The 26235-nt window shown below is 68.6% G+C and carries 24 protein-coding genes and 1 pseudogene; 9 read left to right on the top strand and 16 right to left on the bottom strand.

What is annotated here, in order from left to right; translation table 11 throughout:
* Positions 1 to 132: 132 nt before the first annotated feature.
* Positions 133 to 741, bottom strand: coding sequence for a hypothetical protein (locus ACH4EW_RS25720; protein ID WP_398260695.1), 609 nt, complete (start codon positions 739 to 741; stop codon positions 133 to 135).
* Between the two features lie 421 nt (positions 742 to 1162).
* Between ACH4EW_RS25720 and ACH4EW_RS25715 the strand changes: the two are divergent.
* Positions 1163 to 1480 (top strand): annotated as a pseudogene (locus tag ACH4EW_RS25715) (serine hydrolase); the annotation flags it as partial.
* A gap of 3 nt (positions 1481 to 1483) precedes the next feature.
* A complete protein-coding gene (locus ACH4EW_RS25710) occupies positions 1484 to 1714 on the top strand; it encodes a hypothetical protein (protein WP_398260693.1) in 231 nt (76 codons plus the stop codon).
* An 89-nt stretch (positions 1715 to 1803) separates the two neighbouring features.
* On the opposite strand, the gene ACH4EW_RS25705 is transcribed toward ACH4EW_RS25710, so the two are convergent.
* Entirely contained in the window at positions 1804 to 2583 is a 780-nt protein-coding gene (locus ACH4EW_RS25705) for a tyrosine-protein phosphatase (RefSeq protein ID WP_398260691.1), read from the bottom strand.
* A gap of 106 nt (positions 2584 to 2689) precedes the next feature.
* Here ACH4EW_RS25705 and ACH4EW_RS25700 point away from each other — a divergent pair, with 106 nt between their 5' ends.
* A complete protein-coding gene (locus tag ACH4EW_RS25700) occupies positions 2690 to 3346 on the top strand; it encodes a YoaK family protein (RefSeq protein ID WP_398260689.1) in 657 nt (218 codons plus the stop codon).
* A gap of 285 nt (positions 3347 to 3631) precedes the next feature.
* Complete coding sequence (locus tag ACH4EW_RS25695; RefSeq protein ID WP_398260687.1) at positions 3632 to 5077, top strand: PP2C family protein-serine/threonine phosphatase; 1446 nt, start codon at positions 3632 to 3634, stop codon at positions 5075 to 5077.
* Between the two features lie 154 nt (positions 5078 to 5231).
* On the opposite strand, the gene ACH4EW_RS25690 is transcribed toward ACH4EW_RS25695, so the two are convergent.
* Positions 5232 to 6731, bottom strand: a complete 1500-nt coding sequence (locus tag ACH4EW_RS25690; protein ID WP_398260685.1) for a hypothetical protein — start codon at positions 6729 to 6731, stop codon at positions 5232 to 5234.
* A gap of 231 nt (positions 6732 to 6962) precedes the next feature.
* On the opposite strand from ACH4EW_RS25690, the gene ACH4EW_RS25685 reads away from it, so the two are divergent.
* Positions 6963 to 8099 (top strand): phosphotransferase, encoded by a 1137-nt coding sequence (locus ACH4EW_RS25685; protein ID WP_398260683.1) that lies wholly within the window; start codon positions 6963 to 6965, stop codon positions 8097 to 8099.
* Between the two features lie 230 nt (positions 8100 to 8329).
* On the opposite strand, the gene ACH4EW_RS25680 is transcribed toward ACH4EW_RS25685, so the two are convergent.
* Positions 8330 to 9661: an N-acetylmuramoyl-L-alanine amidase gene (locus ACH4EW_RS25680; protein WP_398260681.1), complete on the bottom strand. Its 1332-nt coding sequence runs from the start codon at positions 9659 to 9661 to the stop codon at positions 8330 to 8332.
* A gap of 385 nt (positions 9662 to 10046) precedes the next feature.
* On the opposite strand from ACH4EW_RS25680, the gene ACH4EW_RS25675 reads away from it, so the two are divergent.
* Positions 10047 to 12260, top strand: coding sequence for a germacradienol/geosmin synthase (locus ACH4EW_RS25675; protein WP_398260679.1), 2214 nt, complete (start codon positions 10047 to 10049; stop codon positions 12258 to 12260).
* A 158-nt stretch (positions 12261 to 12418) separates the two neighbouring features.
* On the opposite strand, the gene ACH4EW_RS25670 is transcribed toward ACH4EW_RS25675, so the two are convergent.
* The 6 genes from ACH4EW_RS25670 to ACH4EW_RS25645 form a co-directional block, all read right to left on the bottom strand.
* Positions 12419 to 12919 carry a hypothetical protein gene (locus ACH4EW_RS25670; RefSeq protein WP_073789562.1) on the bottom strand — a complete coding sequence of 167 codons (501 nt, stop codon included), beginning with the start codon at positions 12917 to 12919 and terminating at the stop codon, positions 12419 to 12421.
* Between the two features lie 143 nt (positions 12920 to 13062).
* Entirely contained in the window at positions 13063 to 13464 is a 402-nt protein-coding gene (locus ACH4EW_RS25665) for an ACT domain-containing protein (RefSeq protein ID WP_398260677.1), read from the bottom strand.
* Between the two features lie 363 nt (positions 13465 to 13827).
* Complete coding sequence (locus ACH4EW_RS25660) at positions 13828 to 14994, bottom strand: thiolase domain-containing protein (RefSeq protein WP_398260675.1); 1167 nt, start codon at positions 14992 to 14994, stop codon at positions 13828 to 13830.
* Entirely contained in the window at positions 14987 to 16039 is a 1053-nt protein-coding gene (locus ACH4EW_RS25655; protein WP_398260673.1) for a thiolase domain-containing protein, read from the bottom strand. The genes ACH4EW_RS25660 and ACH4EW_RS25655 overlap by 8 nt, the downstream gene beginning before the upstream one ends.
* Complete coding sequence (locus ACH4EW_RS25650) at positions 16040 to 17002, bottom strand: Zn-ribbon domain-containing OB-fold protein (RefSeq protein ID WP_398260671.1); 963 nt, start codon at positions 17000 to 17002, stop codon at positions 16040 to 16042.
* A gap of 15 nt (positions 17003 to 17017) precedes the next feature.
* Positions 17018 to 17818 (bottom strand): crotonase/enoyl-CoA hydratase family protein, encoded by an 801-nt coding sequence (locus ACH4EW_RS25645; RefSeq protein WP_398260669.1) that lies wholly within the window; start codon positions 17816 to 17818, stop codon positions 17018 to 17020.
* Positions 17819 to 17985: 167 nt separating this feature from the next.
* Here ACH4EW_RS25645 and ACH4EW_RS25640 point away from each other — a divergent pair, with 167 nt between their 5' ends.
* From ACH4EW_RS25640 to ACH4EW_RS25630, 3 genes are all read left to right on the top strand, one after another.
* Positions 17986 to 19617 carry an acyl-CoA synthetase gene (locus tag ACH4EW_RS25640; protein WP_398260667.1) on the top strand — a complete coding sequence of 544 codons (1632 nt, stop codon included), beginning with the start codon at positions 17986 to 17988 and terminating at the stop codon, positions 19615 to 19617.
* A 211-nt stretch (positions 19618 to 19828) separates the two neighbouring features.
* Positions 19829 to 20920, top strand: coding sequence for a nitrous oxide reductase family maturation protein NosD (locus tag ACH4EW_RS25635; protein ID WP_398260665.1), 1092 nt, complete (start codon positions 19829 to 19831; stop codon positions 20918 to 20920).
* A 36-nt stretch (positions 20921 to 20956) separates the two neighbouring features.
* On the top strand, positions 20957 to 22033 hold the full coding sequence (locus tag ACH4EW_RS25630) for a methyltransferase (RefSeq protein WP_398260663.1): 1077 nt from the start codon (positions 20957 to 20959) through the stop codon (positions 22031 to 22033).
* Between the two features lie 78 nt (positions 22034 to 22111).
* Here ACH4EW_RS25630 and ACH4EW_RS25625 read toward each other — a convergent pair whose 3' ends face one another.
* From ACH4EW_RS25625 to ACH4EW_RS25600, 6 genes are all read right to left on the bottom strand, one after another.
* Positions 22112 to 22444 carry a TcmI family type II polyketide cyclase gene (locus ACH4EW_RS25625; protein ID WP_398260661.1) on the bottom strand — a complete coding sequence of 111 codons (333 nt, stop codon included), beginning with the start codon at positions 22442 to 22444 and terminating at the stop codon, positions 22112 to 22114.
* Between the two features lie 75 nt (positions 22445 to 22519).
* Positions 22520 to 22999 carry an SRPBCC family protein gene (locus ACH4EW_RS25620; RefSeq protein ID WP_398260659.1) on the bottom strand — a complete coding sequence of 160 codons (480 nt, stop codon included), beginning with the start codon at positions 22997 to 22999 and terminating at the stop codon, positions 22520 to 22522.
* Between the two features lies 1 nt (position 23000).
* Complete coding sequence (locus tag ACH4EW_RS25615) at positions 23001 to 23258, bottom strand: phosphopantetheine-binding protein (protein WP_398260657.1); 258 nt, start codon at positions 23256 to 23258, stop codon at positions 23001 to 23003.
* 16 nt (positions 23259 to 23274) lie between these two features.
* Positions 23275 to 24525, bottom strand: a complete 1251-nt coding sequence (locus ACH4EW_RS25610) for a ketosynthase chain-length factor (RefSeq protein WP_398260655.1) — start codon at positions 24523 to 24525, stop codon at positions 23275 to 23277.
* Complete coding sequence (locus ACH4EW_RS25605) at positions 24522 to 25790, bottom strand: beta-ketoacyl-[acyl-carrier-protein] synthase family protein (protein WP_398260653.1); 1269 nt, start codon at positions 25788 to 25790, stop codon at positions 24522 to 24524. The genes ACH4EW_RS25610 and ACH4EW_RS25605 overlap by 4 nt, the downstream gene beginning before the upstream one ends.
* Positions 25787 to 26221, bottom strand: coding sequence for a cupin domain-containing protein (locus tag ACH4EW_RS25600; RefSeq protein ID WP_398260651.1), 435 nt, complete (start codon positions 26219 to 26221; stop codon positions 25787 to 25789). Before ACH4EW_RS25600 ends, ACH4EW_RS25605 begins: the two co-directional genes overlap by 4 nt.
* Positions 26222 to 26235 lie beyond the last annotated feature (14 nt).

Here is a 26235-nt window from a genome sequence, read left to right as displayed (position 1 = left end):
CAGATGTCCCCAGACTGGAACCCCGGCCCGATTCCGGCGGGCCGGGGTTCTGCGTCAGGCGGGTGACTCGGTCACCAGCCGTTTCAGTGGTGTTCGATTACCGGTCATCGTGATGGTGCTCGATCACCGGTCTCAGTAGTCGCCGCCGAAGTCGTCGCCGAAGTCGCCCTTCTCGAAGCCACCGCCGTGGTGGTGACGCTCGATCACTCGGAAGCTGCCTACGACGCCGTTCTTGACCTTCACGCCGCCCTTGACACGGCCCGGGTGGACGCCGTCGCTGGAGCTCCAGGGACCGACGACGGCCAGCGCGGCACCGTTGTCGCAGGTCGCCCCACGGAAGACCTCGACGGTCCGACGGCTGTCGTTGCGGATGTTGAGGCTCTTGGAACCGAGACCACTGACCACCGTGATGCAGCCGGTCTCCCTGGCACTGAAGGTGCGCTCGTTGATGTGGATGCGGCCCTCGAAGTGGCGCCGCTCACGGCGCTCCCCGCGCTCCTCACCCCGCTCCTCGCCCCGCTCGCCACCCTTTTCGTAGCCCTTGCCCTCGTTGCCCTTGCCCTCATTGCCTCCGCCGGATTCGCCGCCCTTGACGGCCTGAACGGGGGCGACGGCCTGCTGGACGACCGGGGCAGCCTGGGCCGGCTCGGAGGAGGCGGCCGAGGCGTAGGTGATGCCGGTGGCGGCCAGTGCCGCAGCGGCCGCGCAAGCGGCAGTAGCGACGGTTGATCGCGTAACCATGTCACTTCTCCTGTCTCAGAGAGGTCGACCGAGTAGCCGACCCGTGATTGAACGTACTGACGACCCCCATAGCTGTCATATCGGACATGTTGGAAGGATGATGCCGGGACGCCGATCGGGGTACACGAGTCACCCATATGCCACCTTCAGATAATCTGATTACACATCAAATAGCTAAAAAACAGGTCCTGTTGACTTTTCGTTAGCCCGACCAGGCGACTCTTTGACTCCGTCTCACCCCTGGTGACGGCGTGTCTTCGTTGACACGGCCCAGGCGGGAGGCTCACACCCTCACCTGAATGCGCGTCATTCACGACCCTGGCTCCTTCTGACCTGCGGTGACATTCCGTAGAGCCATTACTGTGCCCCGGCGCGCAGCCGGTCGAGGCGGAGGGGCGATCCGTCCGGTGACCGGGTCGGGATCGGCAACGTCAGCAAGGCGTTCCTCGCGACTTTCGTTCCGCAGCTCGTCCATGAGCACCGGGTCGAGCTGCACAGGCCGGTTCAGCACTGTCTTCCCGGGCTGCTTCCCGCCGCATATCCGGATATCCGCGTCTCCCACCTGCTGACGCACACCAGCGGTCTGCTGAGCGAGAGCGGACCCGATGTCATCGACACGGACACGCCTGAGCTGATCCCGGCCCACCGATACGACCGATGGACACTGGAGCAGCTCCTGGCGACCGTCACCCGGACGACGCGGCTGAAGTTCATGCCGGGCGCGAAGCAGGAGTACCGAAGGTTGAGCTTCCCGCTGCCCGCACGTGCACGACTACATCGAGATGCCGGACGAAGGCTGGAGGACGCGACCGTCTACAAGCAGTCGTACGCGTACGGCGATGGCGAAATGAACTTCACCATCGATGACTTGGATCGCTTTACCATGGCGCTCTTCGCCGGCCGTCTGCTGTCGGCGCGGCTGCTGCAACACATGTTCGCGTTTCCGTCGATGCTGCGGAGGCCCAGGACCTGAGCCGGCCGCTCCGTCGACGGGCGGACGCACAAGCAGACACCCGCGAGCAGGCCCGTGCGAATCGTCTCCGCGGACCTGCACACACCGGCTCAGGCGCTCCCGACAGCCTTGCCGCGCGCGGCCGGTCCGCCCGCTTCGGCCGGTTCGAGGAGGTTTCTGCGCAGCGCAGCCACCAATTCCTCGTCAGCACCCAGGAGTTCGGTGGCGTAGTCGCGGACGGATCCGTGGGCCGCGGCGAGATCCGCCAGGAAGAACCTCATGACGTCGGCGGGCGCGCGGCCGTAGCCGGGCCAGACCGGATCCTGGTCGGCATGGTCCGCCCGCCAGTCGGCCAGGAGCCGTTCGGTGGCGAGTTCGGTGAGGGTGAAGTCGGCAACGATGTCGTCCTCGGCCACACCGAGCAGGGACAGAACAAGTGCGGCAAGCAGCCCGGTGCGGTCCTTGCCCGATGCGCAGTGGAAGACGACGGGGCCGCTTTCCTCGGCCGAGAGCACGTGCAGGGCGCGGCCGAGCTCGGCAACTCCGTCGTGGGCGACCTCCGCGTACCGGTCCGCCAGGTAGCGCCCGGTCTCCACATCCGGGCCCAGCGCTGCCTGGTCGTAGGGCCGGTGCTCGATGCTGAGGTGGTGGTAGCGCAGTCCCGGGGCGTCGGGCACGCGCCCCTTGGCGGCAATCTCCCAGTCGTAGCGCAGGTCGATGACCGTGCGGATGCCGAGGGCCAGGAAACGGTCCCAGTCCTTGCCTCGGAGTTTGCCCAGCGAGTCGGATCGGTAGAGCCTCCCCCAGCGGACCGCTCGGCCGCCGTCTACCCGATATCCGCCCACGTCACGGAAGTTGTGCAGGCGCTCGAACGCTATGTGTCTGGTCACGATGCAGAACGCTAACGACCTCGCCCACGATTGGCCGTGGGCGGCTCGCCGCGCCGTGTCGGCTGAGAGTCGGCGCCTTCGGCGGGGCTGAGCCGACAATGCAGGCGTGTCTACTCCTACCCTCCTCACCGGACGCGATCCACGGAGCGAATGGGCCCTGTTGCTCCTGTCGGCCGCTTCCGGGGCTGCCGACGCGTTCGCATTCATCTGTGTCGGTCAGGTCTTTGCCGGGGTGATGACCGGGAATCTGGTGCTGCTGGGCGTTTCCGCCGCCGGTGTCGGGGGGCACGCGGTGGCCCTGCATGTGATCACCGCGCTCGTTTCGTACAGCTTCGGCGTCATGTGCGGTGCATGGATGAGCGAGCGATTGCGGTGGCCTCTGCCCGTGATGCTGCTGATCGAGGTGGCACTGCTAGCGGCGGGGGCTGTGCTGTGGGCACTGGACCTGATCACCTCCCATGGGGACCGGCTGGGGCTGCTGGCGCTCATTTCCGTGGCCATGGGGATTCAGGGCCGGATCCGCGCGACGCCCACCAACTACTTCACGGGCACGCTCACGTCTCTTGTCAGCCGCGTGACGTTGAGGTCGCGGAACGAGGGGGACGGCTGGGTGGCCGGCCGGTTGATCGCAGCCGTGGCGGGGGCTGCAGTGACCGCGCTATCGGTACGGTTCTGGCCGGGCGCCGCAGCTACGGCGGTCGTGGTGCCTGCGGTGGGTGCGCTGCTGGTCGAGTCGGTGCCCAGACCGCTCTCCCGGGGCTGACCGCGCTGCACACAGGGGTCAAGGGAAGACCCGGCCGCGCGCGCCGCCCGGGGACCGGCGCGCGCGGGCGCACGATCGTCTGCGCGCGCCGGGTGACTTGCGTCAACGTCCGTCGAAAGTAAGGCTGTTCGACGGACCGGCTTCCCGTGCAGCCTATGACATATGCCAGAAGCAACAGCGCGTCGAGTGTTGCCAAATGCCTTACGGGGTCCTGCGGCCTGTGCAACAGTCGTCTACGGCCCACCCTTCAGACCTGGTCGTGCCGCGCCTGTATCGGAGTACGAGATGCCGTCCCATCTGTCCGCGGACCGCCCCGCCGCTCAGACACCCGAGCGTGATGCCGTCGATGCGTTGATCAACCAAACCCATCGGCTGCGTGGTGACGTGGATGCCGTGCGGCGGGACGCCATGCCGATCGACGAGGAAGACCTTCAGATGCGCTGGCAGCGCGCGCTCTGCGAACTGGCGGTCCATCATCTCGACGACCTCGGCACACAGCTGGGACAGCTCCGGGAGGGCCTTGCGCCGGAGACCTCGGAACAGCCCACGGGGGCTTCGACGCAGGCCGCCGCGGAGCAAACCTTCGACAAGCCGCGGCCCGGTTCTCTGGTCGGCCGGGTGGGCAGCGCCGAGTGGAATCTGCTGACCGACGAGGTCACGTGGTCCGAGGAGCTGTTCCAGATTTTCGGCAGGTCTCCCGACGCGGGGCCTCTCTCGCTGGACGACCTTCCCTCCATGCTCCTTCCCGAGGACCAGCCCCTGCTCACCGCTCTGGTGACGGACTGTCTGGTCGATGGCAAGCCGATAGACGGCGAATTCCGCATCCTGCGGACCGACGGACGGATGCGCACACTCCACATGATGGGCGAGCCTGTCCTCGACGCGGAGGGGTGCACTGCCTCCATGTGGGCGGTTCTACGCGATGTCAGCGAACTGCGACGCAGCCAGCAAGTGGTGCGCACGGCTCATGACTCGCTACAGCGCCGGCAGCACATGGCACGAACCGAGCACCGGATGGCGGTCGAGCTTCAGGAGGCCGTGCTTCCCCCGTGGCGGGGCTCGCTGCGGCTTCCTTCGCAGGGAGAGGGCGCGCTGGACATCGCGGCCCACTACCTTCCGTCGGAGTCGCGTTCCCTGATCGGCGGTAACTGGTACGACGCGCTGGAACTGTCGGACGGCAGGACCGTCCTCACGGTCGGCGATCTGACCGGCCATGGCGTCCAAGCCGCCTCGGCCATGGCGATGCTGTTGGGCGCGCTGCGCGGAATGGCCGTGGCCGGCATCGAGCCCGGGGCCCTGATGGGGCATCTCAATCAGTTGCTGGAATCCTCCGTCCAGCCCGCTCTCGGCAGTGCGGTGTGCTGCCGTTTCGATCCGGCCACCGGAGCCCTTGCCTGGTCACAAGCGGGACACCCCGCACCGCTGCTGATCCGCAACGGAGAGGGGCGCCCGCTGACGCCACCGGACGGCATCCTGCTCGGCGCGGCTTCCAAAGTCGCGTACGAGCAGGAAGAAGTACACCTGCTGCCCGGTGATGTGCTGGTACTGCACACCGACGGGCTGATCCATCACATCGACCGGGGTGCGAGCCCAAACGCGCTGCTTGCTCTCGCACCGCGCTTCGCTCAGGCCCGTACGGCACAGGAGTGCGTACGGACGGTCGTGGCTGAGTTCGGTGGCACCGAGCGTCTGGACGACGCGTGCGTACTCATCGCCCGAATCAGAGCGTAGGACACAGCGACACGCCGCGCAGAAACACGGACACGCCAAACACCGGACACGGCGCTGTACGCAGGAACAAGCCGCCTACAGGAGCAGTGCTCGGACAACCGGTGGCCGAACTGTGGCCGGTCGGACAGATGACGGTCGGGGCGACACCCGCCCGTCAGATCTCCGACGAGCGCATTGGCTGCTTGATGATGGAGCTCTGCGGCAGGGAGAGCTTGATCTCCTCGCGCAGGTCCTCGATCTTCGCGTAGCCCGCGAACCGGCCCGTCAGCCGGTACATCTCGCGCAGCCGGTCCCACGTGCGGTGCGAGGAGGTCTCGCCCATCGTCACCAGAGCGAGCCGCGCATAGCGGTCGGCCTGCTCGGGATCGTCGGCGATGAAGCACGCCGAGGCGAGTGAGATGTAGTCGAAGATCTTGGACCGCTGGCGTCCGTTGGCCCGGAGCTCCAGTGCCTGCTTGGCGTGGCGCTGAGCCACGATCGCCACCGACGGATCGTGTTCGGCGAGCGTACGGAACGCCAGAGCCTGCATTCCGTGCAGATCTGCCTCGTCGAACAGTTGCATCCAACTGGGTGGCGGCACATCGCTCTTGTCCGATACGAAGAGCTCCTCGGCCTTGCCGAGGGTGCGGCGCATGGCCTGGCCGCGCCCCAGGGACGCCTGCGCCCAGGCCTCGATGGTGTGCAGCATGGCCTGGGTTCGCGGCAGCACCATGTCTCCGGAGCCGGACTTGGCAAGCTTCATCAGGTCCAGGGCGTCGTCCGGACGCCCCAGGTGGATCATCTGACGGGCCGCCCTGGAGAGCGCCTCGCCCGCGCGCGGGCGGTCGCCGCCCTCGCGCGCCGCATGGGCGGCGATGACGAAGTACTTCTGGGCGGTTGGTTCGAGACCGATGTCGTGGGACATCCATCCCGCGAGTACGGCGAGGTTGGCTGCGACGCCCCAGAGACGGCGCTGCAGATGTTCGGGGTGGCGAAAGGCGAGCATGCCGCCCACCTCGTTGAGCTGGCCCACCACTGCCTTGCGCTGGAGTCCGCCGCCCCGGGACGCGTCCCAGGCGCGGAACACCTCCACGGACCGTTCGAGCGCCTCAATCTCCTCCGACCCGATGGGCGCGGCCTCGTACCGGTCGAAACCGGCCGGGTCCGCGTGCAGAGGGTCGTCGATCCTTGGGGCGTCGGCCGCCAGCACAGGGTCGGTGTGCAGCCAGTCGTGCATGGGGCCGGTGATGGTCGATCCTGCGGCGAGCGCGGCGCCCGCGCTCACCAAGCCGCGTCGGTTGAGCATGAGGTCCATTCCCGTGAATTCGGTGAGGACCGCTGCCGTCCGCTCGGGCGCCCACGGCAGTTCGTCGGGATTGTGCTGCTTCCCGGCCTCCCGCTGTTTCCCCGCGCGCCCGCGTCGGCCGAACCCGAGGTCCTCGATGGTCACGACACGACCGAGCCGCTCGGTGAACAGGGCAGCCAGCACTTTGGGCACGGGATCGCGGGGGCACTCCCCCATGTCGATCCAACGCCTCACCCGCGAGGTGTCGGTGGCCAGCTGCGGGTGGCCCATGGCCGCCGCCTGCCGGTTCACCATCCTCGCGAGTTCGCCCTTGGACCAGCCGGCAAGGCCGAACAGGTCGGACAGGCGGGTGTTGGGTCCTCCGGTCACTTCAAGCCCCCAGGTTCTCGGCTGTTTTGACAGTAACCGCCTGTCAGATGCCTTGCGACTATTCGCCAGGGTTCGCCAGGGCACGCCAGATGGTCTGCCACCCGCGGTTCCATGTCAGGTAGGAGAGCGCCACCCCGCCCGGCAGCCCTAGGTACTCCCCAGGGTGCCGAACGGCCGCCGGCCGGGGCGGTGAACGCAACTTGTCGGCGCGCGAAGGGATCTGTCTCGCCCATGTACACAGCATCGTCCTCCGTGACCGCCCCGCCCCGGCCGCTTCGCCCCCTGGGGGCGGGCGTGGGGCCATACCTCGCACCGCACGCCGCTCCGTCGTCACCCGGCACGGTTCGGCCGCGGCGGCCGGCAGGGCTGGGTGGCCCGCCGCTCAGCGGGCGGCTGGACCTGTCCGGCCCGCAGGGCGCTCAGCTGAGGATGGCGATCGCCTCGGTGCACCGGATCTGCCCGGAGTTCCATCCGGTGCAGGTGCTGCGGCGCAGTGGCCGCTCGGTGCTCCTGGTCGGCTCCGCCGGTCGCACCACTGCGGTCGCCAAGTGTTTACTGGACCACTCCCCCGCATGGTCGGAGCGGTTCCGTCATGAAATAGCTGTATATCGCGCGTTCGTCAGGCACCGTCCGCCGGTGCGGGCGCCTCGGCTCATCGCGGCCGACCCGGAGAACTGCACTCTGGTGATCGAGCGGGTGCCGGGCAGGGTGGCGGCGTTGACCCGGCACCCGTCGGAGGCACCGCCCCGTGCGGATGTGCGGGCCGCGCTCGGCGCGATCAGCCGGGTCAATGCCTGGCGGCCGGCTCCGGGGCTCTTCGGTGCGCCGCTTGACTACGCCTCGCGAATCGCCCGCTATCACGAGCTGGGGCTGTTCACCGACCGTGATCTGGGCGATCTGCAGAAGCTGCTGCACGGTCTGGCGCATGCGGGCAGCCGTCAGAGCATGGGGCAGTTCTGTCATGGTGACGCGCTGCTCTCCAACATCCTGCTGTCGCCCACGGGTCCAGTACTGGTGGACTGGGAACATGCGGGGTGGTATCTGCCGGGCTACGACCTGGCGACGCTCTGGGCGGTCCTGGGCGACGCAACGGCGGTGCGGCGCCAGATCAGCCAGCAGGCACAGGCCGCGGGGCCCGCGGCGCGGGATGCGTTCCTGGTAAATCTGATGCTGGTGCTGACGCGCGAGATCCGTACGTACGAGACGGCTGTCCAACGGGCCATGCGGGAGTCGGTACCCTCGGGTGCCGGTCAGGACCGGCCGGGTGCGCTCTCGTCGAGCGAGGAGCAGCGGCGGCTGCTGCGTCGGCTGCACGACGACTGCGCGATGGCCCGCCGGGCCGTGCGTGCCGCGGTCGGCACTCGCTGACCCTGCCCCGGGGGACACGCGCTGCGGGGCCGATGCCGACACACCGGGCCCGCAGCGCGCTGTTGTCTTGTCCCCTCCGGCCCGTGGGCAGTTCGGTCAGGGGCTCTCGAAGTCCACTGCGTCCACGTCGAAGACATCGTCCTGCGGAGTCAGCTTGCGCATGAACACCTCCTCTTCGTTGTTCGGATGGACGCAATCCCCGGTCCTGCTGCGATGACGCCCCTGCGGTCTCAGCGCGTTCGCACGATGTCCACGTCGGATGCCTTCACAAAGGCGACCCGGTGGCCGATCTGTACCGTCACGTACTTCTCCTTTCCGGGGAAGTACACGTGGTCGAGCGGGTACGAGGCGTCGATCGTCGGGGCGTAGAAGAAGCCCGTGGGTGCCTCACCGCCACCGGGGTAGGACTGGCCGGCCTTGATGGTGTACTTCAGCGGCGAGCCCACCCGCTGGTCCGCGAAGTCCGCGGGGTAATCGGACTTCTCCGGGTACGCCACCCCGTACACCGGCACCTCCGTACGACCCGCCTTCGGCTTGACCACGTAGCCGGAGGTGGGTGTGGTGGTCCGGGTGCGGGCCGGGGTCTGGAACCATGCCTTCTGGCCGTACCACCAGATCGCCGTCCAGCCAGGGGCGTGGTCCGCGACGACGGCCTGCTGGGTTGCGCTGATCTTGCTGCCCCAGTCGGCGGCGCAGTTCGTGCCGGGCGAGCCGTCGGTGTGCAGGCCGGGGTCGGAGAAGAGCGGTGCGTCGGTGGACGGTGCGGTGTGGAGCGGAACGGCACTGGAGCCCTGGACCGGCAGGTCGACTCCCTTTTCGCAGTCGCGGAACGCCTGCTTGTTCTTCTTGAAGTCCGGGTTGACGGTGATGAGTTCACTGCTGCTGGAGGCGGTCGGCACGGTGGGCTTGCCGAGCAGCGCCATGAAATGGTTCCAGTCCCAGTACGTGCCCGGGTCCCAGTGCATGTTCCTGGTGCCGGACGCGCTGGTGGGCGGCACACCATCGTGGCCGATGATGTGCTGGCGATCGAGCGGGATGTCGTACTTGGCGGCGAGGTACCGCACGAGCCTGGCGGTCGAGCGGTACATCTCGGGGGTGTACCACTTGGCGCCCTCGACAGCGACGCCCTCCTGCTCGATACCGATGGAGTGGCTGTTGACGTACCAGTTGCCCGCCTGCCAGGCGACGTCCTTGCCCTTGACCATCTGGGTGACATGACCGTCGCCCGAGCGCACCACGTAGTGTGCGGAGGTCTGCTTCAGCGGGTTCTGGAAGATCTTCAGGGTGGTGTCGAAGTCTTCCTCGGTGTCATGCAGAACAATGAATCTGATCTTGTTGGTGTGCGGCCGGTCCGAGGTGTCGTAATTCCCGTACGTCTCCTTGTCGGCCGGGTCACCCGTCTGCTGGTAGGCGGCCGGCACCCAGTCGCATTCGAGGCCGCGCGGGCATTCCGGCCGAACCCCGTCCGCACCGGCCTGCGCCGCGGGACTGAGCAGTGCCATGCTCAGTGCGCCGACCGTGGTCAACGCGAGTGCGAGTCCGGTCCTCTGCTTCGACGTCATGACAACCCTTCTTGGAGCCGTGCGTGCTGGAGCCGTGCGTGATCCGATCTCACTGTTCCGCTGTGCGCGCACACTCTCTGACCTGAGGTGACAGCACGTCAAGGGCTCAGTTGAGGCCGCGAGTCGAGCCACTGGACCAGACCACTGGCAGGGGGTCTGACCTGCGGTCGGAAAGAAGCAACTGGTGGCTGACGGCGCCTCGTCACCTGGGTTCTGCGGAGCGGCCGGCCGACCGGCGACATGCGCCCGCATGCCACGAATGGCCGCGCTGATTATGTGACTAATTGGCGATGTGCGTGCCCTGAACGGCCGAAGGGTAGTGCTCGCGCGGACACGACCGGTCCGTGCGACGTACGCGCGGAGATCTCGGAAAGGCCGGACGCACATGGCTCAGCCCTTCACCTTGCCGGACTTCTACGTTCCGTATCCGGCGCGGCTCAACGCCCATGTCGAGGAGGCGCGACAGCACACCAAGAAGTGGGCGCGCGCCATAGGGATGCTGGAGGGTTCGGGCATCTGGGAGGAGGAGGACCTCGACTCCCACGACTACGCGCTGCTGTGTGCATACACCCACCCCGACTGCTCGTCGGAGGCGCTCTCGCTGGTCACCGACTGGTACGTCTGGGTCTTCTTCTTCGATGACCATTTCCTGGAGCTGTTCAAGCGCACCCCCGACCGTCAGGGCGGCAAGCAGTATCTCGACCGGTTGCCGGCGTTCATGCCGATGGACCGTGGGGCTCAGATGCCGGAACCTACGAATCCGGTCGAGGCGGGGCTGGCCGACCTGTGGGCGCGGACGGTGCCGAGCATGTCCGACGCCTGGCGGGTCCGGTTCGCCGAGGCGACGAAGAACCTGCTCAACGAGTCGCTGTGGGAGCTCGCGAACATCAACGAGGGGCGTATCGCGAACCCCGTCGAGTACATCGAGATGCGACGCAAGGTGGGCGGCGCCCCGTGGTCGGCGGGTCTCGTGGAGTACGCGGCGGGCGCGGAGGTCCCCGAGTCGGTGGCCGACGAGCGTGCGCTGCAGGTGCTGCGGGATGCCTTCTCCGACGGCGTACATCTGCGCAACGACCTCTTCTCGTACCAGCGGGAGGTCGAGGACGAGGGTGAGAACAGCAACGGCGTGCTGGTCCTTGAACACTTCCTCGGCTGCTCCACGCAGGAAGCCGCCGATGCGGTGAACGATCTGCTGACGTCGCGGCTGCAGCAGTTCGAGAACACGGCACTCACCGAACTCGGTCCCCTCTGCGCGGAGAAGGGGCTGGACCCGGCGGAAACGGCGGCGGTTCTGGCCTACGTCAAGGGGCTGCAGGACTGGCAGTCGGGCGGTCATGAGTGGCACATGCGCTCCAGCCGCTACATGAACGACGGCGGGGCCGGTGAGGCCGGGCTCGGCTTCGGTATGGCCGCGGCGTCGATCCGGTTCACTCCCCGCTCGGAAACAGCCCGGCTGCGCAGCCACACCCATGTGCCTTACCAGCATGTCGGCCCTTCCCTGCTGCCCGACTTCGAGCTGCCCTTCGGCACAACGCTCAGCCCGCACCTGGACGGGGCTCGGGTACGGATCGTCGACTGGGCGAGGCGCATGGGGATCCTGGAGGCACAACCGGGGGTGCCGGGATCGCACATCTGGGACGAGGAGCGGCTCGTCGCGACCGACCTGCCGCTCTGCGCGGCGGGGCTGCACCCGGATGCCACGCCGGAGGAGCTGGATCTGTCCTCCCAGTGGCTGACCTGGGGCACGTACGGCGACGACTGGTTCCCCGTGGTGCACGGGCGTGCCCGCGACCTGGCGGGGGCCAAGCTGGCCAATGAGCGTCTGTCGCTGTTCATGCCCCTGGACGGGTCCGGGACGCCCGAGCCGGTCAACGCTCTGGAGCGCGCTCTGGCCGATCTCTGGGCGAAGACCTCAGCCCCCATGGACACGAGCGGGCGCCGCGCCTTCCGGACGGCGATCGAGGACATGACCGCGAGCTGGGTGTGGGAACTGGCCAACCAGGCGCAGAACCGCATTCCGGACCCTGTGGACTACGTCGAGATGCGCCGCAAGACCTTCGGCTCCGATCTCACGATGAGTCTGTGCCGACTGGGGCACGGCAGGAAGGTGCCGCCGGAGATCTACCACAGCGGGCCGATGCGCTCGCTTGAGAACGCGGCGGCGGACTACGCGTGTCTGCTCAACGACCTGTTCTCCTACCAGAAGGAGATCGAGTACGAGGGTGAGGTGCACAACGGCGTCCTGGTCGTGCAGAACTTCTTCGGGGTGGACTATCCGACCGGAGTGGCGATCGTCTACGACCTGATGAAGTCGCGCCTGCGGCAGTTCCTGCACGTCGCCGAGCAGGAGCTCCCGGTGCTGTACGACGACTTCGAGCTGGATACGGAGGCGAGGGAGATCCTGGCCGGGTACGTGCAGGAGCTCAAGCACTGGATCGCGGGCATCCTGATCTGGCACCGGGACTGCCGTCGCTACCGTGAGCAGGATCTGCGGCGGGGCACCGGCACCCCGTGGCACCTCAGTGGTCCCACGGGGCTCGGTGTCTCGGCGGCGCGGGTGACCGCGCTGTTCGCTCAGCCCTCGGCCACCAGCATGTAACGCCCGCCCGCACGGGCCTTGAAATGGCGGTGTTCGTCGGCCGGGCCGTCGCGGCCCGTCTTCCACACAGTGGCCCCCTTGGGCAGAGGCCACACACCAAATGCGTCATGCGCCCCGCAGCCGCCCGACTCGTACGGGCGGCTGCGGGGGGGGGCGTTTCAGCCCTGCTGGAACAGCTCTGCGGGCAGGGGCTTCAGCAGGGTGTACAGATCGTCGGTGATCGGCCGGTCCCAGCTGGCGATGGTGACGAGCACACCGTCGCTGCGGTCGAACTGGACACAGGAGATCCGGCTCTCGGACAGCTTGATGCGGCGGACGATCAGCAGGTTGTCGCCCTGCATCACGGGCATGTCCTCGGTGCCGGTGACCTCGACCGGCTCGTCGTTCTCGAGCGCCAGCAGCAGCTGGGCAACCTCGAACGGGACCTGGCCCTCCTCGGTCTCGCGGGCGGGCGAGCCCTCCGGGAGATTGCCGATGATCATCGCCGGGCCGCGGCCGCCGAACAGGTCGTAGCGCAGAAAGACACCCTGGCAGCTCCCGTCGGGCGCCGGCAGCAGACCGGCGCCGAGGTTTCCGGGCCAGTCCCCCGGGTCCATGGCCAGGACGTCGAAGTCGGGGCCCGCGGGTGTGGCGGCGCTACGGCGGCGGAGGAAGGACATGCAGACATGTTACGTGTCCGGGCTCACGTTGCGGAGCCGGGTCTGCGCCGGCCGCAGAACAGTCGGATCCGCAGCTCGGGCTCCAGCGGGGCGAGGGCCGCACTCCGGCGGTTCTACGGCTCGGGCTGGTCCCTGACCACGCCCTAGCCGGATTCCGTGGCCAGTACCTCCAGTACGTCGACGGCCTCGGCGGCCCGGCCGTACGGAACGAACAGGTGATCGTGGTGGAAGCCGGCCACCACATTGCAGCTCAGCCCGGCGTCGGCGAGCGCCAGGGACACAGCGGCGGTGAGCCCTACCGCGTCCAGCGCGGAGTGGATCCGGAGAGTGATCCAGCCTGCTGCGTAGTCGTATCGCAGCCCGGCGGAGACGGCCTCCGCCTCCGGCAGCACCAGGGTCAGCCCTTCGGGCTCGGTAACCGTGACGACCGGGTTGACGCCCTCGGGCACCACGCCGTCGGGCGCGGTGGCGAAGACATAGCGTCCCGGGTTCAGCTCCGGCCGCATGCTGCTCAGCAGGGTTCGAAGATCGCGCTCTCCTGTCACGATCACCACAGTACGTGGCGCGGTGGCGCTCGTGGTGACGTGCCAGCCGGGCGCGGTTTCCGCAGGACCGCTTGCACCACTCCTGGCGAGGGTGCTCCTCGTTAACGCAGGGCCTCGCGGTCCCCCTGCGAGGAAGCCGACGGGGCGCGGGCAAGGGCAGCGGAAAAGCGTTGCGCTGTTCCTCCGGCCGGGTGGTCATGGGCGACGGGACGTGGTCCCGCGCCCCGCCCGTCGTGGCGGATGGTGAAGGCGGGGCCGAGCGCAAGCCTGGTGCCGGACACAGGACCAATGGCGTCTTCGGCGCAAACGGTCGTCCCCGACAGGCCGCGGGTCGGGCTTCTTCCGGTCCGGGACGGCCTGCGGTCAGCGGGTGGGGGGTTCGGCTCCGACCAGCCACATGGAGAAGAACTGCGCCCCGCCGCCGTACGCATGACCGAGCGCCTTTCGCGCCCCCGCCACCTGGTGCTCGCCTGCCTGTCCGCGTACCTGCAGCGCGGCTTCGGCGAAGCGAATCATGCCGGAGGCGCCGATGGGATTCGTGGAGAGCACCCCGCCCGAGGGATTCACGGGAAGATCTCCGTCGAGTTCGGTGACGCCGGACTCGGTGAGCTTCCAGCCCTCGCCCTCATCGGCGAAGCCCAGGTTTTCCAGCCACATCGGTTCGTACCAGGAGAACGGCACGTACATCTCTACGGCGTCGATCTCCCTTCGGGGGTCGTCGATGCCCGCCTGCCGGTACACATCGGCGGCGCAGTCCTTGCCCGCCTGCGGCGAGACGAAGTCCTTGCCGGCGAAGAGCGTCGGTTCACTGCGCATCGCGCCGCCGTGCACCCACGCGGGCGGATGCGGCGAACGGTCCGCACCGGCACGGTCGGTGAGGACCATCGCGCAGGCCCCGTCGGAGGACGGGCAGGTCTCCGAGTAGCGGATCGGGTCCCAGAGCATCGGTGCGGACTGGACCTTCTCCAGGGTGATGTCCGGGTCATGGATGTGCGCGTACGGATTCTTGAGCGCGTTGCGACGGTCCTTGTACGCGACGAGGGAGCCGACCGTTTCCGGCGCCCCGGTGCGGCGCATGTACGCCCGGACATGCGGGGCGAAGAACCCGCCCGCTCCGGCCAGCAGCGGTTGCTGGAACGGGATGGGCAGCGACAGGCCCCACATGGCATTGGATTCGGACTGCTTCTCGAAGGCGAGCGTGAGGACGGTGCGGTGCACCCGTGCGGAGACCAGGTTGGCGGCGACGAGTGCGGTCGAGCCGCCGACCGAGCCAGCGGTATGCACTCTGAGCATCGGTTTGCCGACCGCGCCGAGGGCGTCGGCGAGATAGAGCTCAGGCATCATCAGGCCCTCGAAGAAGTCGGGGGCCTTGCCGATGACGACGGCGTCGATGTCCGCCCAGGTCAGCCCCGCGTCCTCCAGCGCACGGACGGCGGCCTCGCGGACGAGTCCGGCGATGGAGACGTCCCGGCGGGCGGAGACGTGCTTGGTCTGGCCGATGCCGACGACGGCCACTGGCTCCTTAGGCATGAGCACTCTCCCCTTCGAGGACGGCTACCAGGTTCTGTTGCAGGCAGGGTCCGGATGTGGCGTGGGCGAGTGCCCGGTCGGACTCGCCGCGGTGGATGCGGGCCGCGGCCTCGCCGAGGCGGATCAGCCCGGCGGCCATGACGGGGTTGGCGGCGAGCGCACCGCCGGACGGGTTGACGGTGACGCTGTCGTCGAGTCCGAGCGCCTTGCGCAACACCACCTCCTGGGAGGTGAAGGGTGCGTGCAATTCAGCTGTGTCCACGGGCCGTTCGAAGACGCCGGCGCGTTCGGCGGCGAGCCGGGTGGACGGTGATTCGGTCAACTCCCGGACCCCGGGACTGTGCGCCTCGATGCGGTGGTCGATACCGCGGATCCAGGCGGGGCGGGGACACAGGGCCCGTGCGGTGTCCTCGGCTGCGAGGATCACGGCGGCCGCACCGTCGCCTACCGGCGGGCAGTCGCCGGTCCGCAGCGGCTGTACGACGTATTCGCCGGCCGGGACCGGGCCGGCGATCTGGGCGTGCGGGTTGCCGGCGGCAGCGGCACGGCTGCGGATGGCGATCGCGGCGAGGGCTGCCTCATCGGTGTCGCCCGCGTCGATCAGCGCCTGTGCCTGGAGTGCGGCGAGTGCGACGGAGTCCGGCCAGAGCGGGCCGATGTAGTACGGGTCGAGCTGGCGGGTGAGGACGTCGCGCACCTCACCGGGCGAGGACTTGCCGTAGGAGTAGACGAGCGCGGTGTCCGCCTCGCCCGTCTGGATCTTCACCCATGCCTCGTACAGCGCCCAGGCGCCGTCCATCTCCACATGGGACTCGGAGATCGGCGGGCAGGCGCCGACGCCGTCGAGCGCCATGGTGAAGGAGAAGGCGCGGCCCGCGAGGTAGTCGCTGGAGCCGGAGCAGGTGAAGCCGATGTCGCTGGCCCTGAGACCGGTCGCGTCGAGGACCTGGTGGAGGACGGGCATCAGCATCTCGACTTCGGAGAGTTCGTCGGTGCGCCTGAGATGGTCCGTCTGCGCGAAGGCGACGATCGCTACGTCTCGCATCTACAGCAGCTCCTTGTACGCGTCGTAGTCGGCGTCCGGCTCCCCGGTCGGCCGGTAGTGATCGGGGTGACGCCCACCCTCGGTCCATACGGGTTCGACCCGCAGGCCCATGCGCACCCGGTCGTACGGGATACCGCCGATCCGCGCATGCAGTGCGAGGTCCGCACCGTCGAGGGCAATGTGCGCGTAGACGTACGGGACTTCGATGTCGAGATTCGCGGTGTGAGCAGCCTTGATGTTGACGATGCAGAACGTGGTCACTGTGCCGCGCGGGCCGACCTCGATCTGTTCCGCGGTGGCGACACCGCAGGTGGGGCAGGCTCCTCGGGGCGGTACATAGACCTTGGTGCAGGAGGGGCAGCGCTCGCCGACAATGCGCTGCTCGGAGAGTGCGCTGATGTACGCGCCCTGGGCGCGGCCGGGTGTGTACCGGTAGTCCAGGCGCGCGGGGGTGACGATGCCGCGGACGGGGTCGGTGAACTCGCCGCCGTGTGGGGCCGGTTGACCGATGGAGTCGCCGTACGGTCCGTCGTACGGTTCGAAGCAGGCGATGTCCGTGATGGCACCGGTCCGCTCGGGGGCCCAGCGAATCCGTACGCGCATGCCGGTGCGGACCGCTTCCGGGCCGGTCGCGGCGAGAACGTGCAGCAGGGCGGTGTCGGCGCCGTCGAGCCGGACGAGTACCCAGGCGAAGGGGGTATCGAGGGGCTGGCCGGGGCGTGGGGCGGGGTTCCAGGCCCAGGTGGTGACGGTGCCGGTGGCGGCGACTTCGGTCAGCTCGCGGATCTCCTGTGCGGTGACGGGGTCGTACTCGACGGGTGGGACCAGGACCTTTCCCTCGCTGGTGCGGACGCCGAGGACGGTGCGTTCGCGCAGCCCGGTGAGGAAGGCGCTCTGCACCGGCCCGAGGGAACGGGTGAAGGGGAATTCGACCACCATCGGTGCGCTGAGGATGTCGGGCACGGTTGCCTCCTTGGCTCAGGCACGCCGGTAAACGGGCGGGCGCTTCTCGGCGAAGGCGCGGGCGCCTTCCTTGGCGTCGTCGGTGGCGAAGAGCGGCCAGCCGCGTTTCAGCTCCGCGGCGAGTCCTTCGGTCTCGGTCAGCTCGGCGGTCTCGTACACGGAGGCCTTGACGGCCTCGACGGCGAGCGGTCCGCAGGCATTGATCTGCCCGGCGACGGCGAGGGCCTGCTCAAGCGCGGTGCCGTCGGGGACGACCCTGCCTATCAGCCCGATGCCGGCTGCCTCCTCGGCGCTGTACGGGCGTCCGGTGAGGAGCATTTCGAGCGCGTGGGTGCGGGCGATCTGGCGCGGAAGCCGTACCGTCGACCCTCCAATGGGGAAGAGGCCGCGCTTGACCTCGAAAAGTCCGAAGACGGCGCTCGCCCCGGCGATTCGGATGTCGGTGCCCTGCAGGATCTCCGTGCCGCCGGCCACGCAGTGGCCCTCGACGGCGGCGATGACCGGTTTGCGGGGGCGGTGGTGGCGCAGCATCGCCTTCCAGTGCAGATCGGGGTCTGCGGTCATCCGGTCGCGGTACTGATCGCGTTCCATCCCTTTGCCGGCAAGGGCTTTGAGGTCCATGCCGGCGCAGAAGCAGCCGCCCGCACCGGTGAGGACCACCGAGCGTACGGTGTCGTCCTCGTCCGCCGCCAGCCAGCCGTCGTACAGCCCGACCAGCATCGGCAGCGAGAGCGCGTTCTTCGCCTCCGGCCTGTTCAAGGTGAGCACCAGTGTGGCGCCCTCGCGCTGCACGGTGAGGTGTTCCGTACCACCCATTGCCTGCCTCCCGTCTCAAGACCTAGAACAGGTTGCAGTAGGCGGGGGTTCAGATCAATAGTTTTCTGACAGTCAGTCAGATTTCTTCGACGGCGCCTCTTCCCACTTGCGCCCACCGGCGCTCTAATGACCGCCGAGCCAGTCTGCATCCGGGGTCAGGAGGAACGGTGGAGTACAACCTTGCCGACCTGTTCGAGTCGGTCGTCGACGCGGTCCCGGAACGCGAGGCGCTCGTCTACCTCGATCATCCCGGTACGGGTGCGGAGCGCCGGCTGACCTACGCGGAGCTGGACGCGGCCGCCAACCGCATCGCCCACCATCTGATCGAGGCGGGCATCACCGCCGGCGAGCATCTGGGGCTGCACCTGTACAACGGGGTCGAGTACCTCCAGACGGTGCTGGCCTGCCTCAAGGCCCGCATCGTCCCGGTCAATGTCAACTACCGCTATGTGGAAGAGGAGTTGGCCTATCTCTACCGCGACGCGGATCTGGCGGCGCTGGTCTTCGACGCCGAGTTCGACGAACGGGTCTCGGCCGCCGCACCGCAGGCACCGACCCTCCGTCACCTGATCCGGGTGGGGGCACCGGTGGCGGGTGTCCGCGGTCCGAATGCCGTGGCGTTCACGGACGCCGAGGCGGCCGGTAGCCCGGAGCGCGGCTTCCCGCCGCGGTCGGCCGACGACCAGTTCATCATCTACACCGGCGGCACGACCGGAATGCCCAAGGGAGTGATGTGGCGCCAGGAGGACCTCTTCTTCTCCGGCCTCGGCGGGGGCGCACCGACCGGTGAGCCGGTGAAGACCCCGCAGGAGCTGGCCGAGCGGGTGGCCGCGGGCGGCGACGGGATCACCTTCTTCCCCACTCCCCCGCTGATGCACGGCACCTCGACGCTCACCGCGTTCATCGCTTTCAACTTCGGGCAGCGGGTCGTGATCCACCGCAAGTTCGCGCCCCAGGAGGTTCTCCGTACGATCGAGAAGGAAAAGGTCACCAGCGTTTCCCTGGTGGGCGATGCGATGCTGCGGCCGTTGATCGACGCTCTGAAGGGTCCGCTGAAGGGCACCGACTGTTCGTCGATGTTCTCCGTCTCCAGCTCGGGCGCGATCATGTCGGACTCGGTGCGTGCGGAGTTCCAGGCACTGGTCCCGACAGTGATGCTGCTGAACAACTTCGGCTCGTCGGAATCCGGTTTCAACGGTACGGCGACGGCCGACTCGGGCCCGGAGAAGGGGTTCCGTCTCCAGGTCAACTCGCGTACAGCGGTGGTCGATCCGACGACGTGCGAGCCGGTGGCCCCGGGCGAGCCGGGGCGGCTCGCCCAGCGCGGCCATGTGCCGCTCGGGTACTACAACGACCCGCAGAAGACCGCGGAGACGTTCTTCCACAGGGCCGACGAGCGCTGGGTGCTGCTCGGCGACTCGGCGACCGTCGACGCGGACGGCATCGTCACGGTCCTCGGCCGCGGTTCGCAGTGCATCAACACCGGGGGCGAGAAGGTGTATCCCGAGGAGGTCGAGCAGGCACTGAAGGCTCATCCGGACGTGTACGACGCGCTGGTCGCCGGAGTGCCCGACGAACGGTGGGGAAACCATGTCGCGGCGGTGGTGCAGCTGCGCGAAGGGGCGGCCGAGCCCTCGCTCGACGACGTCCAGGCGCACTGCAGGACCCGTCTGGCCGGGTACAAGATCCCCCGCCGCCTGGTGATCACCCCACAGATCCAGCGCTCACCGAGCGGCAAGGCCGACTACCGGTGGGCCCGATCGGTCGTCGCGCCCGCACGCGGGACCGACAAGCTCTGAGACTGGCAACCGAGGACCGAATGTCACCCGAACGGCGCCGGGCCGGTTCGCCCGAGGGACGCCTGTACAGGCTCCGGCCCGGATCACCCGAGTGCACCGCCGCGCGTCCACTCCGGGGCGGCGGGCGGTGGTGTGAGCCATTCGGACGCGCTCTGCACCCAATTGGTCACCTTATGTGGCAATAGGGGGAAATCGCCCATAACTTCGGCTCATGAGGAAACGACACATCAAGGCCATTGTCCCGGTCGCGGTCGTCTCGGCCGCAGGACTCGGCGCGGTCACGGTCATTCAGTCCACCTCCGCCAACGCCACCGCCACCGCCGCGAGCCCGCGTGTGGTGCACCCCGGCGAGTCGATCCAGAAGGCGGTGAACGCCGCCAAGCCCGGCGAAACGGTGGTCGTCCTGCCCGGCACCTACCGGGAGAGCGTCCTGATCGACAAGGCGAACCTGACCCTGCGCGGCCTCGGCAGCCGGACCGTCATCAAGCCCCCGGCAAAGGAAACGCGGTCCGCCGACGCCTGCGTGAAAGCCGGCAGCGGAATCTGCGTCCTGGGCAGACCGGGCCGGACCGTCGACGGCGTGAGCATCGACTCGCTCAACGTCTCGGGATTCAAGAAGAACGGCATCTGGGCCTCCCGGACGGACCGGCTGACCGTCCGGCGGGTGACCTCCGAGCACAACGGCGTCTGGGGCATCGCCCAGGAGCGCTCCACCCGCGGCCGGTTCACGGGCAACACCGCCCGCGCCAACGGCGACGCGGGCATCTTCGTCGCGAACACCGTCGACGAGGAGGGCGGCGCCACCGACACCCGCGGCACCGAGCTCCAGGACAACACGCTCACGGACAACCGGATCGGGTTCACCGCCAGGCGCGTCAGAAACCTGTCGGTCCACGACAACACCTTCACCGGCAACTGCAGCGGTGTGTTCGTCGTGGGCGACGAGGGCAAGCCGCAGGCCGGAGCCATGACGGTCCACGCCAACCAGATCAACGACAACAACAAGTTCTGCCCCAAGACCAAACGGCTGCCCGCCATCCAGGGTTCCGGCATCGTACTCACCGGTGCCGCGGACACCAAGGTGCGCTCGAACACGATCAGCAACAACGTGGGCGCCACGCCACTCTCCGGCGGGGTCGTGCTGTTCAAGAGCTTCGTGGGCACGAAGAACACCGGCCACAACATCAGCGGCAATGTCGCGCTCGGCAACAAGCCGGCCGACCTGGTCAATGGGGACACCGGTAAGGGCAACACCTTCGTCGCCAACGTCTGCACGAAGTCCACACCGACCGGGATGTGCTGACCGCTGCACCCCCGCACGAGGAGAGGCGAAACAAGCGTGACCACTGTGAGTCCCACCCCCACACCGCCCCCCGTACATACAGCCCTCCCGCACCCCGTCACACCCCCTCAGCCGGCGATGCAACTGCGTGAGATCGCTTTCGGAGCGGCCCGCGCGGCCGCCGTACGCGCCGCGGCCCAGCTGGGCGTGGCCGACGCGCTGGGCGAGACGCCGACGACCGCGCAGGAGCTCGCGACGCTGGTGAAGACCGAGCCGGTGCCCCTGCGCCGGCTGCTGCGCGCCCTGTCCTGCTACGGAATCTTCACCGAGACCCCGGAGGGGTGCTTCGCCCACACCGAGATGTCCCGCCTGCTGCGCGAAAACGACCCGAACAGCCTGCGTGACATCTCCCTGTGGTGCACCGAGCCCTGGACCTGGGAGGTCTGGCCGCACCTCGACGACGCGGTGCGTACCGGCAAGAGCGTCTTCGCGGACGTGCACGGCAAGGGGTTCTTCGACTACCTCCACCAGGACGCCCACGAGTCGGCCCAGATCTTCAACCGGGCCATGACCACCTCCAGCATCCAGTCCGCGCTGGACGTCGCCGAACTCCTCGACCTCACCGGGGTGTCCGCGGTCGCGGACATCGGCGGCGGCCAGGGGCACGTACTGGCGAGTCTGCTGGAGAAGCACCCGTCGCTCCGCGGCACCCTGATGGACCTGCCGGGTGTGGTGGCTCGGGCCGACGCCCGGCTGCGGGACGAGGGGCCGCTCGTCGACCGGACTCGTATCGTGGCCGGGGACTGCCGCGAGGCCATCCCCATCGAGGCCGATCTCTACATCATCAAGAACATCCTGGAGTGGGACGACGAAAGCACGCGCCGGACGTTGCGCAATGTCATCGCGGCTGCCCGCCCCGGAGCCAGGGTCGTCGTCATCGAGAACCTCGTCGACGACACCCCGTCGATGCGGTTCACCACCGCGATGGACCTGCTGCTGCTCCTCAATGTCGGCGGTGCGAAGCACACCAGGGAAAGTCTGGTCAGCCGGATCTCGGATGCCGGGCTGCTGATCGGCAAGGTGGTCCCGGTCAACGCCTACCTCCACGCGTTCGAATGCGTGGTCCCGGACTGATCTCTCTCCCCGCCCCGGGAACGACGGAAATCGCCTGGGGTCCGGCCGATCGGCCGGACCCCAGGCGATTTCCTGTTCTCAAGCGTTGCTGCCGCGCTCCCACCGGTAGAACTCGTGGGCCATGGCGTCCTTGGGGCTGCGCCAGGTCTGCGGATCGTACGCGCTCACATAGGCGGTGAGCTTGTCGCTGATGTCCTTGAACGCCGGGTGCTCCGTCACCTTGGCGATCTCGGGGCCCGGCGGGCGGTCCGATTCGATCAGGTGCAGATAGACGTCGCCGAACTGGAAGAGCTTGCGCCTGGAGACCCCGACGAGGTGCGGCAGTTCGCTGCTGTCGGAGGCTGCGAACAGCTCGGCGATGTCCGGCGCCGAACCCGGCGCCATCTTGGCGACGATCAGAGCATGGTGCATCGTGGGATGCCTTTCTGGTTCCGGCCCGGCCACCCGGCCGGGCGGCCGGGCGGCGAGTCGTGGGCGGACGACGGGTCAGCCGGCAGTGACCGAGGCGGTACGGCGCTCCCGGGCGCGCTGCTCGATCTTGTCCCGGATGAGCTCCATCTGGATCTTGGAGTTGCGGTTGATGTTGTCGGTCATCCACGCGTCGTCGACGGGTGCGTCGGGCCGCATCGCGAAGTCCTGGGCCCAGCGCATCTTCGTACCGCCGGGGACCTCCGAGTACTCCCACCGGATGTTCATGTGCTGGAAGGGGCCCGGCTCGACACGGCGGGCGCGGACCGTGCGGCCGGCGCGGTCGACGGTCCGCTCGGAGACCCAGCTCCACACCTTGTCGTTCTCATCGGGGTGCATGGTCAGGCGGAACGTCGTGCTGTCGCCGTCCCGTTCGATGACTTCGACCGCGGCGTACTCGCTGAACAGCCGCGGCCAGTTCTCCAGATCGTTCGTCACGTCCCAGACGAGGTCCAGGGGGGCGGCGATGGTGATCTCGTTCTCGGTGTGTCCGGACACTTCAGGCTCCAGTCATGAGGCTGTTGTTGACGAGGTCGAGGAATTCCTGGGGGGTCTTGCAGCGGTCGGCATCGGCCGGCAGCGCCCTGCCGTGCCGGTTCTCCAGCACGCCCACGATGCCGAGGAGGCCGAGCGAGTCGAGGCCGAACTCGTCGAAGGCGGACCCGGGTCGCTTCTCCATGTCCCGCGGGTCGACGGTGAGTCCGGCGCCCTTCTTCATCAGGACGGCGAGTTCCGTATAGGTCAGTCGATCGGTCATGAGGACTTCTCCTTACTCACACTTGGATGTCGGTGGGGCGCCGCAGCACCATCGCCGCGTTCGAGCCCATGAGCCCGCGGCTGAGCACGAGCGCCGTCCGCATTTCCGCGGGGCGCGCCTGGCCGGTGACCACATCGAGGTCGTGGCACACGTCGTAGACGTTCGGGGTGGGCGGGATCAGCGCGTTCTCCATGGAAAGCACGGCGGCGGCTGCGTCCAGCACCGGCGCACCGCAGTAGGCGCGCCCGATGCCGGTCTTGGGCGCCGTCACCGGTACCCGCCGGCCGTGCGCGCCGAGTGCGTCAGCGATCGCGAGGGCCTCGGCGCGGTCGGCCGCGGGTACGCCGAGTGCGTCCGCGAAGACGACGTCGATCTCGTCCGGCGCGCAGTCGGCCTCCCGAAGGGCGCCGATGATCGCCTGGGCGAGACCCTCCCGGGACTCCTCCCACCGGGACGCTCCGGTGAACGTGGCAGCGTGCCCGGCGACTTCGGCCCGCACACGGGCCCCGCGCCGACGGGCCGACTGCTCCTCCTCGACCACCAGCATCGCGCCGCCCTCGGCCGGCACGAAGCCGCAGGCATCCGAGGTGAACGGCCGGTAGGCGCGGGCCGGGTCGTCGCTGGTGCTCAGGTCCTCGTACCCGACCTGGCAGACGACCGAGTAGGGCGCGAGCGGTGCCTCGGCCGCACCGACCACGACTGCTTCGGTGCCGCGGCGGATCGAACGGGCGGCATGCGCCAGCGCGTCCAGACCGCCCGCCTCGTCGCTGGCCACGACCGCGCACGGCCCCTTGAAGCCGCCACGGATCGAGATCTGGCCGGTGCTGGCGGCGTAGAACCAGGCGATGGACTGGTAAGGACCCACGTAGGTGGATCCCTGTCCCCACAGCCGTTGGAGTTCACGCTGGCCGAATTCGCCGCCCCCGGACCCGGCAGCGGTCACCACGCCGACGTCGAAGGGCGAACTCTCGTAGTCGGCGCGGCCCAGCCGGGCGTCGTCCAGCGCGATGTCCGCCGCAGCCATAGCGAAGTGCGTGAACCGGTCGGTCTGGACGATGAAGCGCTCTTCGATCAGCTCGGACGCCTCGAAGCCCCGCACCTCGCCCGCGACCCGCAGGGGAAGCTGCTCGCATCCCTCGCGGGTGACCCGGTCGAGGACGCTCATTCCTTCGTGCGTCCTCTTCCAGAAGGCCTCGGTGTTGGTTCCGTTGGGGGCGACGACACCGATACCGGTGACGACGGTGCGCCGCACTTTGCGGGTTCTCATGGTGTCCTCCCTCCTGTTCTCGTCAGGGCCACCGCGGACTGGAAGCCGCCGAACCCACTGCCGACCGACAGGACGCTGCGCAGCTTCAGGGGACGTGCGGTGCGCGGCACGTAGTCGAGGTCGCACTCCGGGTCCGGGCTCTCGTAGTTCGCCGTCGGCGGCACCGTCTGGTGGACCAGGGCGAGTACGCACGCGGCAATCTCTATGGCGCCGATAGCGCCCAGCGAGTGGCCGATCATGGACTTGATCGAGCTCATCGGTACGTCGTAGGCGTGCGCGCCCAGAGCCCGCTTCACCGCGGCCGTCTCGTGCCGGTCGTTCTGCTTGGTGCCGGAGCCGTGCGCGTTGACGTAGTCGATCTGCGAGCCGTCCATGCGGGCGTGATCGAGGGCCCGGTTGATCGCCTCGGCCATCTCCAGCCCTTCGGGGGTCAGCCCGGTCATGTGGTAGGCGTTGCCGAAGGTGGCGTAGCCCGCGATCTCGCAGTACACGGTCGCTCCGCGGGCCCGGGCATGTTCCAGCTCCTCCAGCACGAGCACCGCTCCGCCCTCTCCCATGACGAAGCCGTCGCGGCGGGAGTCGAACGGCCGGGAGGCGTGCTCGGGGTCGTCATTGTTCGCCGAGGTGGCCTTGATCGCGTCGAAGCACGCCACCGTGATCGGGGTGATCGGTGAGTCGGACGCCCCGGCGATACAGACGTCGACGCGGCCCTCCTCGATGGAGTGAAAGGCGTACCCGATTGCGTCGAGACCGGAGGTGCAGCCCGTGGAGACGGTCTGCACCGGGCCGTGTGCGCCGACCTGTTCGGCCACCGCCGAGGCGAGGGAGCTGGGTGAGAAGGCCCGCTCCAGGTGGGCGCCGGCCGACCGGTGGTCGACATCCCAGCGGGCGCCGCTGTCGCTGACGGCGACGTAGTCGTGCTCCAGTCGGGTGGTGCCGCCGACAGCGGTGCCCAGCGACACGCCCATCCGCCAGGGGTCCACCTTCTCCGGATCGAGCCCCGCGTCACCAAGAGCCTCCCTGGCGGCAACCATCGCGAACTGGACGTACCGGTCCGACCTGGCGACCTGGTCCGCGTCCAGTCCGTGTGCCGCCGGGTCGAAGTCGCACTCGGCGGCGATACGGGAGCGGAAGCCGGCCGGGTCGAAGAGCGTGATGCCCCTGGTCGCGGTGCGTCCGTTCGCGAGGAGGTCCCAGAAGGCCGGTGCGCCGATGCCGCCGGGGGCCACGACGCCGACACCGGTGACCCCCACGCGGCGGGTCATGAGGCGGCCTCGGTTCGTTCCGGCGGCGCGATGCGCTCGGCGGACTCCGTGTGCTCGGTGTCGACGTGGCCGAGTTCCGGGCGTGGGGCGAGGGGGCCGAGGTGGAAGACCATGCGCGCCTCGACGTCGCCCACGTTTCGGAATCGGTGGCGTACATGGGGAGGGATCAGCAGGCCCTGGTCGGGCCGCATCCGGTGCGGTTCACCGTCCAGATCCACCTCCAGGAGACCGTTCACGACGTACACGAACTCCTCGGAGTACGGGTGGTAATGCTCGCCGATGCGGTCGCCGGGCTGAACGATGGCCAGCCCCATGAAACCGCTGGTGGCTCCCACCGCCGTCGGCGTGAGCATGGCGCGGAGGTCACCTCCACGCCTGCGGTTGGGCTGTGTCTCGCTGAGGTCCACGATGCGTGGCCGGTGCATGGTCATGACTGCTTTCCTCC

Source organism: Streptomyces sp. NPDC018000 (assembly GCF_044328025.1).
Classification (GTDB): domain Bacteria; phylum Actinomycetota; class Actinomycetes; order Streptomycetales; family Streptomycetaceae; genus Streptomyces.
The sequence above is the reverse complement of the archived record's forward strand: the minus strand, read 5'-3'. Positions and strand labels throughout refer to the sequence as shown.